Consider the following 12532-nt stretch of genomic DNA (forward strand, 5'->3'; position numbering starts at 1 on the left):
CTACAGGGGATTGCGTAGACTCTGAAAAGGGCTCAATGAGCTTCCCCAGCCTTCAACCCCGCCGGCAGCTTGCGGGTGAGCAACACTGCCACCATGCTCACCGCCAACCCGATCCCGACAAAGTGGAACGCGTCGTTGTAGGCCATGATCATGGCCTGCTGGTGGGTGATCTCGCTCAACTTGCCCAGCGCCGCATTGTCATTGCCCAGCCGCTCGGCCAGTTGCGCCAGCCGTTCCGCTACCTGCGGGTTGCTCGGCACCACCGCTTCGCGCAGGTAGTCGAAATACACCTTGGTCCGCGCATCCAGTAGTGTGGCCAGCAAGGCGATACCAATCGCACCGCCCAGGTTACGCAGGATATTGAACAAGCTCGACGCCGACCCCGCATCCTGCGGCTGGATGTAAGCCGTGGCGATCAGCGAAATGGTCACCATGATCATCGGCTGGCCAAGGGCGCGGATGATCTGGATATGGTTGAACTGCGGCCCGGCAAAGTCCGGGTTGAGCACCCCCGAGCCGAAACTGGCGGCGCCGAACAGGCAGAACCCCAGGGCGCACAGCAGCTTGGGCGACACCACTTTCATCAGCTGTGGCACCAGCGGGATCAGAAACAGCTGCGGCACCCCCATCCACATGATCACCTCGCCGATCTGCAAGGCGTTGTAGCCCTGCACCTGAGCCAGGTACAGCGGCAACAGGTAGATTGACCCGTACAGGCCTACGCCCATGCCCAGGCTGGCGATGCTCGACAAGCCGAAGTTGCGGTTACCAAGGATGCGCAGGTTGATCAGCGGGTGTGGCTTGGAAAACTGCAGGATGACGAAGGTGATCAGGCTGACCAGGGCGACGCTCCCCAGGCCGACGATCAGGTGCGACTCCAGCCAGTCCTTGCGGTGCCCCTCTTCAAGAAACACCTGCAGGCAGCCCAACCCCAGGCCCAGGGTGACGATGCCTGCATAATCGGTGCTTTTCAGCAGTTCCCAGTGCGCCTCCTTCTTCTCCAGCCCGTACATCAGCCCGGCAATCATCACCAGGCCCGGCGGGATGTTGATGTAGAAAATGTACTCCCAGCCCCAGTTTTCGGTCAGCCAACCGCCCAGGGTGGGGCCGATGGAGGGGGCGAAGGTGGCGGTCATGGCGAACATCGCCATGCCTTTGGCGCGGTGGTGTTCGGGCAGCTTGATCAGGGTGAGGGTAAACGCCAGCGGGATCAGCGCGCCGCCGGTAAAGCCTTGCAGGGCGCGGAACAGGATCATGCTCTCCAGGTTCCAGGCCATCGAGCACAGCAGTGACGACAACAGAAAGCCCCCGGAAACCCACACCGCCAGGCGCCGTGCCGACAGCAACTGCACCAGCCAGGCTGTCAGCGGGATCATGATGATTTCCGCCACCAGGTACGAGGTGGAAATCCACGAGCCTTCTTCCAGGGTTGCCGACAGGGCACCCTGAATGTCCTTCAGCGACGAGTTGGTGATCTGGATGTCCAGCACCGCCATGAACGCGCCGAGCATCACACTCATCACCGCGATCCAGTCGCGCCGGGTAGGCTCGCCGCTGGGCCTGAGCAGTTGGTCACCGGCCATCGTGGCCTTCGCTTTCGCTGCGCAGGTCTATGGTGGCGGTCACCGACATGCCGGGGCGGATGCGTCCATGCAGCGGGTTGTCGGCGCTGAAGGTGAGTTTGACCGGGATGCGCTGCACCACCTTGGTGAAGTTGCCGGTGGCATTATCGGGTGGCAGCAGGCTGAACTGCGCCCCCGAGGCCGCGAACACACTGTTTACCCGGCCTTCGATGGGGGTGTCCGGGTAGCTGTCGAACAGCAACTCGGCGCGCTGGCCAGGCTGCATGTGGCCGATCTGGGTCTCCTTGAAGTTGGCCTGCACCCAGATGTCTTCGTCGGGCACGATCGACAGCAGGTAGGCACCGGCCTGCACCACCTGGCCATTGCGCGCATTGCGCTGGCCGATGGTGCCGCTGATCGGCGCGCGGATTTCGCAACGGGTCAGGTTCAGCTCGGCCTGGGCCAGGTCGGCGCGCGCGTTTGCGATTTGTGCATCGAGGCGTTTGAGGTCGGCGTTCAGGGCGTTGACCTGCTGGCGCTGGCTTTGCAGGTCGGCGCGGGCCTTGTCGACCTGAGAGCCGGCAACATGGCTGTCTGCCGACAGCGTGGTGACCCGCTCCTCGGATATGAAACCTGGCTTGCGCAGCTTTTCGGCACGGCTCAGGTCCACCCGGGAACGGTCGAATGTGGCCTGGTTGGCTGCCACCTGAGCCTGGCCGGCGGCGATCAGGCTACCTTGCTGGGTCAGGCGGCTTTGTGCCTGTGCGTATTCCGCTTCACGGGTGGCCAGGGTGGCGCGGGCGCGGTCAACCGCCAGCTCAAAGTCTGCCGCTTCCAGGCGTACCAGCAGGTCACCTTTGTTGACGTGCTGGTTGTCCTCGACCGGCACCGCGTCGATACGTGCGCCCAGCTGGCTGGAGATACGGGTGATCTCGCCCTGTACGTAGGCGTTGTCGGTGCTCTCGTAGAAGCGGCCCTTGAAGTACCAGTGGGCCAGGAAGGCGAGGGCGATGATGGCCACCAGGGTGAAGAAGATCGCCAGGCGGCGTTTGAGTTGGGCAGGCATGGGGACTATCGTTCCAGAAATGTAAGCAAATTTAACAGCGCCGCAGGGCCTGTCGACAAGTGACGTTCGCGCCATTGCTGGAGCCCGGTGCCTGCCTCCTGCTAACATCCCGCCTTTGTTTCATCTTCAGTTCGAGACCTTCCATGACCACCGTACGCACGCGTATCGCGCCATCGCCTACCGGCGACCCCCATGTCGGCACTGCCTACATCGCCCTGTTCAACTACTGCTTTGCCAAGCAGCACGGCGGTGAGTTCATCCTGCGCATCGAAGACACCGACCAGCTGCGTTCCACGCGCGAGTCGGAACAGCAGATCTTCGACGCCCTGCGCTGGCTCGGCATCGAATGGAACGAAGGCCCGGATGTGGGCGGCCCGCACGGCCCGTACCGGCAGAGCGAGCGTGGCGAGATCTACGCGAAGTATGCCAAGGAGCTGGTTGACGCCGGCCACGCCTTCTATTGCTTCTGCACCGCCGAAGAGCTGGAGCAGATGCGTGCCGAGCAACAGGCCCGCGGCGAAACCCCGCGCTACGACGGCCGCGCACTGCTGCTGAGCGCCGAGGAAGTGCAGCGCCGCCTGGACGCTGGCGAGCCCCATGTGATCCGCATGAAGGTGCCGAGCGAAGGTGTGTGCGTGGTACCGGACATGCTGCGTGGCGATGTCGAGATCCCGTGGGACCGCATGGACATGCAGGTGCTGATGAAGAACGACGGCCTGCCGACGTACTTCCTGGCCAACGTGGTCGACGACCACCTGATGGGCATCACCCACGTCTTGCGTGGCGAAGAGTGGCTGCCGTCGGCGCCCAAGCTGATCAAGCTGTACGAATACTTCGGCTGGGAGCAGCCCAAGCTGTGCTACATGCCGCTGCTGCGTAACCCGGACAAGTCCAAGCTGTCCAAGCGCAAGAACCCCACCTCGGTGACCTTCTACGAGCGCATGGGCTTCATGCCTGAGGCGATGCTCAACTACCTGGGCCGCATGGGCTGGTCGATGCCGGACGAGCGCGAGAAGTTCTCGCTGGACGAGATGGTCGAGCACTTCGACCTGTCGCGTATTTCGCTGGGTGGCCCGATCTTCGACATCGAGAAGCTGTCCTGGCTCAACGGCCAGTGGCTGCGCGAACTGCCGGTCGAGGAATTCGCCACACGCCTGCAGAAATGGGCGTTCAACAGCGACTACATGATGAAGATTGCCCCGCATGTACAGGGCCGGGTCGAGACTTTCAGCCAGGTTGCCCCACTGGGCGGGTTCTTCTTCGAAGGCGCGCTGAAACTGGATGCCAAGCTGTTCGAAAGCAAGAAACTGTCGGCTGACCAGGTGCGCCAGGTGATCCAGCTGATCCTGTGGAAGCTCGAAAGCCTGCGCCAGTGGGAAAAAGAGCGCATCACCGGCTGCATCCAGGCCGTGGTCGAGGCGCTGGAGCTGAAGTTGCGTGATGCCATGCCGCTGATGTTCGCCGCCATTACCGGCCAGGCCAGCTCGGTGTCGGTGCTGGACGCCATGGAAATCCTCGGCCCCGACCTGACCCGCTATCGCCTGCGCCAAGCCCTGGACCTGCTGGGTGGTGTGTCGAAGAAAGAAAACAAAGAATGGGAAAAGCTGCTGGCTTCCATCGCCTGACCGCGTTCTGAAAGCTGCCGCTGAACCGTGTAGGAGCGGCCTTGTGCCGCGAAAGGGCCGCAAAGCGGCCCCGATGATTTTGCTTCAAGGCGAAGATTGTGGGACCGCGCTGCGGTCCTATCGCGACACAAGGCCGCTCCTACAAGGGTTCGATGGTGAGGTTTTGCTGGGGCAGGGCGGTAAGTGATTGTTATCTGTGAAAAAACTTTTGAATATTTTCAAAATTTCGTTTGACAGCCCTGCAATCCGATCTTAATATGCGCCCCGTCCACAGCGATGAACGAAAACGAAACGCCAGCCACCCAGCCAGCGGTTCAGTTCAAAGCGACATTGTGGGGCTATAGCTCAGCTGGGAGAGCGCCTGCATGGCATGCAGGAGGTCAGCGGTTCGATCCCGCTTAGCTCCACCAAATTCCGTTTGTCAGCCACGGCTGGCAAACAAGACCGGGTCCAGCAACCGGGTCTTGAAGGTAAGAAGGTTCGTCCCCTTCGTCTAGTGGCCTAGGACACCGCCCTTTCACGGCGGTAACAGGGGTTCGAGTCCCCTAGGGGACGCCAGTTTTACACAAGCGATGTTTCATTATGTCGCTGGGCCGCGAGGCTAAAAATCCGGGGCTATAGCTCAGCTGGGAGAGCGCCTGCATGGCATGCAGGAGGTCAGCGGTTCGATCCCGCTTAGCTCCACCAATTTTGCCGCGGTTCGCGTTAGCGGATCGGCACGAAGGTTACGTCCCCTTCGTCTAGTGGCCTAGGACACCGCCCTTTCACGGCGGTAACAGGGGTTCGAGTCCCCTAGGGGACGCCACTTTTTCCTGCGTTTTGCAGGGCTTAAAAAGGCTCGTCGATTATTGATGAGCCTTTTGTTTCGGGGCTATAGCTCAGCTGGGAGAGCGCCTGCATGGCATGCAGGAGGTCAGCGGTTCGATCCCGCTTAGCTCCACCATTTCTGCCAGGGTTCACGCAAGTGAATCTTCGCGAAGGTTACGTCCCCTTCGTCTAGTGGCCTAGGACACCGCCCTTTCACGGCGGTAACAGGGGTTCGAGTCCCCTAGGGGACGCCATATTTACCCGCGTTTTGCGGGACTTTAAAGGCTCATTCGCTTATTGAATGAGCCTTTTGTTTTTTCTCCCTTGCGAAAATTCTGCGGCTGACAAGCGGCGTGAAATTTTGCTTGCCAAAAAATATGATAGGCATAATATTTCAATCATCATATTTTGAATGGCGAATGCCCGATGACCGACAAGAAGAGCAGAACCCGCGAGCGCATCCTGGAAGCGGCACGCAGCGCGCTGATCCAGCACGGCCCGGCCGAGCCCAGCGTCAGCCAGGTGATGGGCGCAGCAGGGCTGACCGTCGGCGGTTTCTATGCCCACTTCGACAGCAAGGACGAGCTGATGCTCGAAGCCTTCCGCCAGCTGTTGGGTGAGCGCCGCGCCTTGCTCGCCCAGATCGATCCCAACCTCGATGGTGCGGGCCGCCGGGCGCTGGCCAGTGCCTTCTACCTGTCGCGCAAACACCGGGATGCCGAGGTGCATGCCTGCCCGCTGCCCAACTCGCTGGGCGAGATGCAGCGCCTTCCGGAGGTTTTCCGCGAGGTATTGGCCGAGCACATCGAGCTGATGACTGCAGCCATGGTCGACCGCCCCGAAGATGCAGACAAGGCCCTGGCCGACCTGGCGCTCATGGTCGGTGGCCTTGCCCTGGCCCGCGCCTTGGGCACCAGCGAGCTGTCTGACCGTATTCTGCGCGCCGCCAAATCGGCGGTGCTTTAACCCTGGAGCATGGCGATGACTACCCTGAGCTGGATTCGTGGTGTCAATGGCACCCTGGGCCGCCTGGCCCCCGAGCATGTCGCGGGCAAGATGCGCCGTGCCTTCATGACCCCGCGCAATCTGCCGCCTCGGGATTGGGAGCTGCCCGTGTTGGCCAGCGCCGAGCGCATCACCCTGCGCTTCGGCTTGTCTGCCTTGCGCTGGGGCAAGGGGCCGACGGTGCTGCTGATGCATGGTTGGGAAGGGCGCCCCACCCAGTTTGCCGCCTTGATCGAAACCTTGGTCCAGGCTGGGCACACGGTGGTGTCGCTGGAGGGGCCGGGCCATGGCCGCTCGCCTGGTGAACAGGCCAATGTGGTGCTGTTCGCCCGGGCGCTGCTGGAGGCTGCTGCCGAGCTGCCGCCGCTGCGGGCGGTGATTGGCCATTCCATGGGTGGTGCCAGTGTGCTGCTGGCCTTGCAGATGGGGCTGCGCGCACAGGCAGCGGTCAGCATTGCTGCCCCGGCGCGGCTGCTGGGCGTGCTGCGCGGTTTTGCTCATCACCTGGGCATGCCGGCGCGTGCGCGGGCGGCGTTCATTCGCCAGGTAGAGCGGGATGTGGGCATGCAGATCGCGCGGCTGGATGTGACCGGTTACCAGCTGGAGCTGCCGGGTTTGGTGGTGCATGCTGCCGATGATGCTTTGGTGGCCGCCGATGAAGCCCAGGTTATTCACAAGGCCTGGTTCGATAGCCGCCTGATGCTGCTGGAGGAGGGTGGGCACCAGCGGGTGCTGTCCGATCCCCGCGTGAGTGAAGGTGTGCTCGAATTGCTGGCCAGAGCAGCTTCGCCGGCGCGCCAAAGCGCTTGAGCATCCGTTACACTCTGTGCGAATCCTGTAGGAGCAGCCTTGTGCTGCGAAGAGGCCCTTAGGAGCAGCGCATCTGTTGTGGCCGTAATGGCCTCTTCGCAGCACAAGGCTGCTCCTACAGGGGAGGGTTACATTTTCGATTCTCAGGAGTGTGCATGAGCTGGGACCTGGCAACACCCTTCGTCATCGACCTGCGCGTCGGTAGCGAGGACATCGACGGCCTCGGCCACGCAAACAACGCGGTCTACGTCACCTGGCTGGAGCGTTGCGCCTGGCGTCACTCCCAGCGGTTAGGCCTGGACCTGGCCGAGTATCGGCGCCTGGACCGGGCGATGGCTGTGGTGCGCCACGAAATCGACTACCTGGCCGCCGCTTACGAGGACGACGAACTGCAACTGGCCACCTGGATCATCGACTGGGACCAGCGCCTGCGCATGACCCGGCGCTTCCAGCTCAAGCGCCCGCGTGACGGCGTAACCCTGCTGCGCGCGCAAACCACCTTTGCCTGCATCGAGCTGTCCAGTGGCAAGCCCAAGCGCATGCCGGCGGAATTCGTCGAAGGTTACGGTCCGGCGCTGATCGGCGCCTGAATCGCCGGTAATTTTTGTTAGACTGCCGGCTTTTCCGCCGAGACCCCGACATGCAAATTGCCCTGGCCCCCATGGAGGGGCTGGTTGACAACATCCTGCGCGACGTATTGACCCGCGTGGGCGGTATCGACTGGTGCGTCACCGAGTTCATTCGCGTGTGCGACCGCCTGCTGCCGGCGTCCTCGTTCGACAAGCTGGCGCCCGAGTTGCGCCAGGGTGCGCGCACGGCCGCCGGGGTGCCCATGCGCGTGCAGTTGCTGGGTTCGGACCCGGTGTGCCTGGCGGAAAACGCTGCGCTGGCCTGTGAGCTGGGTGCGCCCGTGATCGACCTGAACTTCGGCTGCCCGGCCAAGACCGTGAACAAGTCACGGGGTGGTGCCGTGCTGCTCAAAGAGCCGGAGTTGCTGCACGCCATCGTGCGTGAGGTGCGCCGCGCGGTGCCGGCGCATATCCCGGTAACCTCGAAGATGCGCCTGGGCTTCGATAGCCCAGACGGTGCGCTGGAGTGTGCCACGGCGTTGGCAGAGGGCGGCTCGGCGCACCTGGTGGTGCATGCGCGGACCAAGGTCGAGGGCTACAAGCCGCCGGCACATTGGGAGTGGGTGGCGCGGGTGCAGGATGTGGTCAAGGTACCGGTGTTCGCCAATGGCGAAATCTGGACCGTCGATGACTGGCGGCGCTGCCGCGAGGTGAGTGGGGCCGAAGACATCATGCTGGGCCGTGGCCTGGTATCGCGCCCTGACCTGGGCCTGCAGATTGCCGCCGCGCGTGACGGGCGGGACTATCAGCCGATGAGCTGGGACGACCTGCTGCCGTTGTTGCGCGAGTTCTGGCGCCAGGCCCAGGCCAAACTGTCACCGCGCTATGCGCCGGGGCGTATGAAACAGTGGCTGGCCATGCTGACCCGCAGTTACCCCGAAGCGGTGGTGTTGTTCGCCGAGTTGCGCCGGGAAGATGACTGCGCGCGGATCAGCCGGTTGCTGGGGGTGCAGGCGCAGCCCTTGGAAGCTTGTGTTGCTTGAACCGACCTCTTCGCGGGTAAACCTGCTCCCACAGGTAATGCACAGCCCTGTAGGAGCGGGTTTACCCGCGAAGAGGCCATCAGACCCAGTGCAAAAAAGAAGATTTTTTTAACGCTCCCCTTGAAAGCTTTTCCCCTGGCCATATCTTTTGAGTACGCGATGCCGAAGCCGGGTCGCGTAATGACTTACTTGCTGAATCTCAGGAGTTTATGACCATGACTACCGCTTTCTCTCTTGCTCCACTGTTCCGCCATTCCGTTGGTTTCGACCGTTTCAACGACCTGTTCGAATCCGCGGCACGCAATGAGGCCGGTAGCAGCTACCCGCCCTACAACGTGGAAAAGCATGGCGAGGACCACTACCGCATCGTGGTTGCCGCAGCCGGTTTCCAGGAGCAGGACCTCGACCTGCAGGTCGAGAAAGGTGTCCTGACCGTGACCGGTGGCAAGCGCGACAATGGCGCCACTGAAGTGACCTACCTGCATCAGGGTATCGCGCAACGCGCCTTCAAGCTGTCGTTCCGCCTGGCCGACCATATCGAAGTGAAAGCCGCCGGCCTGGCCAACGGCCTGCTCAGCATCGACCTGCTGCGCATCGTGCCTGAAGAAGCCAAGGCCAAGCGCATCCCGATCAATGGCGAAAAACCAGCGCTGAACTGATCACGCTGCAATGAAGAAGGGCACCCTCGGGTGCCCTTTTTTGTGGTCGCCTGCATCTGCTTCAGTAGTCTGCCGGCGCCTCAAGCAGCATCTTGCGAAATTCCGGCAACGGCAACGGCCGGCTGTGCAGGTAACCCTGGTACAGGTGACAGCCCAGCTGTTCGAGAAACTCAAGTTGCTCGGTCAGCTCCACCCCCTCGGCAATCACTGCCAGGTCCAGGCTGCGGGCCATGGCGACAATGGCGCGGACGATTTCGGCGTCGTTGGGGTCGATCGGTGCATCGCGCACGAAGGTCTGGTCGATCTTCAGCGCATCGACCGGCAGGCGCTTGAGGTAAGTCAGCGACGAATAACCAGTGCCAAAGTCGTCCATGGCAAAACTCACCCCGTAACGCTTCAGTTCGCGCATCTTGCTGATGGTGTCTTCCAGGTTCTGGATGACGATGCCTTCGGTGATTTCCAGCTTGAGCATGTGCCGAGGCAGCCGGTAATCGTCGAGGCTGCGCAGCACGCGTTCGACAAAATTGTTCTGGCGAAACTGCCGCGGGCTGATGTTTACGCACAGGCTGAAATCATCGGCGTCGATCAGCCCGTCGGTGAGCATGCGGGCGCAGGCATCGCAGGCTTCGTCAAGGATCCAGCTGCCAACTTCCAGGATCAGGCCGCTTTCTTCCAGTACCTGGATGAACTGCGCGGGTGGTTGCTGGCCCAGTTGCGGGTGGTGCCAGCGCAGCAGCACCTCAGCGCCGACGATACGGTTGTCGCGGGCGTCCACCTGCGGCTGAAAATGCAGCGCCAGCTCGCCACGGGCCAAGGCCAGGCGCAGGTCGTTTTCCATGCGCAGCCGTTCGCTGGCGGCCTTCTGCATGGTGGTGTGGAACAGCTGGGTGGTGTTGCGCCCGGAGTCCTTGGCCCGGTACAGGGCGATATCGGCACGCTTGAGCAGATCAGCCGGGGTGGTGCCGTGGTCGGGGATCAGCGCCACGCCGATGCTGGGCGTTACCTGCAGGCGCTGGCCATCCAGCGACATCGGTTCGGCCAGCAGTTCACGCAGCATGTCGGCCAGTTCGCGCACTTTTTCCTCCACCAGCTCACGGCTGCCCTCCAGGCCGCTGAGCAGTACCACGAACTCGTCGCCACCCAGGCGGGCCACGGTGTCTTCCAGGCGCACACTGGCTTCCAGGCGGGCGGTGATGATCTTCAGCACCGTGTCGCCCACCGGGTGGCCCAGTGAGTCGTTGATGTGCTTGAAGTGGTCCAGGTCGAGGAACAGCAGGGCGCCGCGCAGGTTGTGGCGCTTGAGCAGGGCGATCTGCTGGCTCAGGCGGTCCATCAGCAGGGCGCGGTTGGGCAGGTTGGTCAGCGGGTCGTGGTAGGCCAGGTGGCGTATTTGCGCCTGGGCGTTTTTCAGCTGGCTGACGTCGCGGGCAGTCAGTAGCAGGCAGTCGACTTCGTTGAGGGTGATCGGCTCGACAGAGACTTCCACAGTGAGGATATCGCCGCGCTTGTTACGCCCGAGCATTTCCCGGTGATGCACCCGGCCGCGGTCGCGCAACTCGGCCAGCAACGCGCTGCGCTGCTTGTCGTCGGCCCAGATACCGATTTCGTACACCGTGTGGCCGACCACCTCGGCGGCGCTGTAGCCGGTCAGGCGGCAGAAGCCGTCGTTGATTTCCAGGTAACGGCCGCTGTGGCGTTCGGTGATGGTGATGGCGTCGGGGCTGGAGTGGAAGGCCTTGGCAAACTTCTCTTCGCTGGATTGGAGCGCCGCCTCGGCGCGTTGCTGCTGGGTGATGTCGCGCAGGGTGGTAACGCTGCAGGGCTGGTCGTCAACGGTGATCAGGCGGCTGGAGATCACACAGGTCAACGGCGCGCCATTGCGGTGGTTGACCACCACGGCGACGTTGCTCAAGGCCTGTTCGCGGATCACCCGCTCGATACGTTGCGCACGCTCGATGGACTCGGCCCACAGGCCGATTTCCTCGGCGGTGCGGCCGATCACCTGGCCGCTGTCCCAGCCAAAGGTCTGGCTGAACGCCGGGTTGATCTCGATGAACTGGCCGGTGTCCTGGCGGGTCACGCAGATCGGGTCGGGGCTGACCTGGAACAGGCTGGCGAACTTCTCTTCCGAGGCGCTCAGGCGCTGCTCGCGCTCCACCTGGTCGGTGATGTCGAGCAGGGTGCCGGCCATGCGCAGCGGGTTGCCCTGCTCGTCGCGGTACAGCCGTGCACGGCTTTCGATGTAACGCGAAATGCCGCTTTCCAGCTGCACCCGGTAGGTGATCTGGTAGTTGCCGGCAGGCCCTTCGCGCAGGCTGCGGTAGGCCTGGCGCATCGAGTTGCGTTCCTGTTCCGGCACCCCCTCGAAAAACGCATCGAACGACTCGTGAAAAGGGGTGGGCGGCAGGCCGTGCAGCTGCGCGGCGCGGGCCGAGCCGTAGAGCATGCCGCTGGGGATGTGCCAGTCCCAGGTGCCCAGCTGCGCCGAGTCCAGGGCCAGGTCCAGGCGCTCCTGGCTGTCCTTCAGGGCCTGCTCGGCGCGCTTGCGTTCGGTGGTGTCGACAAAGGTGCTGATAAGGAAGGTGACGCCCTCCAGTTCGATGCCCTGGGTGCACAGGATGCCGTCGTGCACCTTGCCGCTGGAGGCACGGAACTGCACCTCCATGATCAGCGGGCCGCCGCTGGCGCGGGTCGACTCCATCACCTGGTGACGCTGTTCGGGGTTGACCCACAGGCCCAGCTCCAGGCTGGTCTTGCCTATTACCTGGCTGCCCGGCCAGCCGAACATGTCTTCGAAGTGCTGGTTGACCTCGAAGATCATGCCGTCGTGGCGGCGGGTGAGAAGAATGGCGTTGGGGCTGAGGTGGAACAGGGTGGCGAAGCGCTTTTCCGAATTGATCAGCGCTGTTTCCCGTTCGCGCTGGCGGGTGATTTCGCGGATCACCCCGATCATTTGTGGCCGGCCATGCTGGTCGTGGGTCAGGCTACCGTTGATCTCCAGCCAGTGCAGGCTACCGTCCGGCCAGCGAATACGGTGGCGCATGGCCTGTTCCACTGGCTCGCCGTTGAACACCGCCTGGAATACCTGGCGCGTGCGCGCGCGGTCTTCCTCGGGCAGCAGGTCGAGGTAGTCGACATCGGCGGGCAACGGCCGCTGCGGGTCGAAGCCGAACAGGGCCTGGGTGCCCCGTGACCAGCTGACCCGGCCGCTTTCGATATCCCATAGCCAAGCCCCCAGGCGCGCGCCGTTGAGGGCGGCCAGCAGTTGTGGGGCGTTTTGCCAGGCCTGTTCCGACTCTTGGGGATCGGCCGCTGGGATACGCGGCAGGCGCAAAAAGCGGTTTGCTGATTTGGGCATCGGTACCAGACCTTTGGCGTATGACGCG

9 protein-coding genes and 6 tRNA genes are annotated in these 12532 nt (G+C 62.9%); 12 read left to right on the plus strand and 3 right to left on the minus strand.

Annotation, left to right across the window (positions count from 1 at the left end; all coding sequences use genetic code 11):
- Positions 1 to 32: 32 nt before the first annotated feature.
- Positions 33 to 1523 (minus strand): MDR family MFS transporter, encoded by a 1491-nt coding sequence (locus ABI582_RS14155; protein ID WP_258657642.1) that lies wholly within the window; start codon positions 1521 to 1523, stop codon positions 33 to 35.
- A 49-nt stretch (positions 1524 to 1572) separates the two neighbouring features.
- Positions 1573 to 2628: an HlyD family secretion protein gene (locus ABI582_RS14160; protein ID WP_338746526.1), complete on the minus strand. Its 1056-nt coding sequence runs from the start codon at positions 2626 to 2628 to the stop codon at positions 1573 to 1575.
- Positions 2629 to 2771: 143 nt separating this feature from the next.
- Between ABI582_RS14160 and gltX the strand changes: the two genes are divergently transcribed.
- The 12 genes from gltX to ABI582_RS14220 all read left to right on the plus strand — a co-directional run bounded on the left by gltX (position 2772) and on the right by ABI582_RS14220 (position 9146).
- A complete protein-coding gene (gltX, locus tag ABI582_RS14165; RefSeq protein WP_019473040.1) occupies positions 2772 to 4253 on the plus strand; it encodes a glutamate--tRNA ligase in 1482 nt (493 codons plus the stop codon).
- A gap of 334 nt (positions 4254 to 4587) precedes the next feature.
- Positions 4588 to 4663: transfer RNA gene (locus ABI582_RS14170), tRNA-Ala, on the plus strand.
- Between the two features lie 72 nt (positions 4664 to 4735).
- Positions 4736 to 4811 (plus strand) — tRNA-Glu (locus tag ABI582_RS14175).
- Between the two features lie 53 nt (positions 4812 to 4864).
- Positions 4865 to 4940, plus strand: a tRNA-Ala gene (locus ABI582_RS14180).
- A 42-nt stretch (positions 4941 to 4982) separates the two neighbouring features.
- Positions 4983 to 5058, plus strand: a tRNA-Glu gene (locus ABI582_RS14185).
- 62 nt (positions 5059 to 5120) lie between these two features.
- Positions 5121 to 5196, plus strand: a tRNA-Ala gene (locus ABI582_RS14190).
- Positions 5197 to 5238: 42 nt separating this feature from the next.
- A tRNA-Glu gene (locus tag ABI582_RS14195) sits at positions 5239 to 5314 on the plus strand.
- A 172-nt stretch (positions 5315 to 5486) separates the two neighbouring features.
- A complete protein-coding gene (locus ABI582_RS14200; RefSeq protein ID WP_016500877.1) occupies positions 5487 to 6026 on the plus strand; it encodes a TetR/AcrR family transcriptional regulator in 540 nt (179 codons plus the stop codon).
- A gap of 15 nt (positions 6027 to 6041) precedes the next feature.
- A complete protein-coding gene (locus tag ABI582_RS14205; RefSeq protein ID WP_442119482.1) occupies positions 6042 to 6875 on the plus strand; it encodes an alpha/beta fold hydrolase in 834 nt (277 codons plus the stop codon).
- A gap of 155 nt (positions 6876 to 7030) precedes the next feature.
- Positions 7031 to 7465, plus strand: a complete 435-nt coding sequence (locus ABI582_RS14210) for an acyl-CoA thioesterase (protein ID WP_016500875.1) — start codon at positions 7031 to 7033, stop codon at positions 7463 to 7465.
- Positions 7466 to 7515: 50 nt separating this feature from the next.
- Entirely contained in the window at positions 7516 to 8487 is a 972-nt protein-coding gene (locus tag ABI582_RS14215) for a tRNA dihydrouridine synthase (RefSeq protein WP_229609316.1), read from the plus strand.
- Between the two features lie 215 nt (positions 8488 to 8702).
- Positions 8703 to 9146 carry an Hsp20 family protein gene (locus ABI582_RS14220; RefSeq protein WP_442119483.1) on the plus strand — a complete coding sequence of 148 codons (444 nt, stop codon included), beginning with the start codon at positions 8703 to 8705 and terminating at the stop codon, positions 9144 to 9146.
- Between the two features lie 61 nt (positions 9147 to 9207).
- On the opposite strand, the gene ABI582_RS14225 is transcribed toward ABI582_RS14220, so the two are convergent.
- Positions 9208 to 12504 (minus strand): PAS domain S-box protein, encoded by a 3297-nt coding sequence (locus tag ABI582_RS14225; protein ID WP_442119484.1) that lies wholly within the window; start codon positions 12502 to 12504, stop codon positions 9208 to 9210.
- Positions 12505 to 12532: the final 28 nt, after the last annotated feature.

Origin of the sequence: Pseudomonas sp. SAS7 (genome assembly GCF_052112345.1) — a bacterium.
Taxonomy (GTDB): Bacteria; Pseudomonadota; Gammaproteobacteria; order Pseudomonadales; family Pseudomonadaceae; genus Aquipseudomonas; species Aquipseudomonas putida_Q.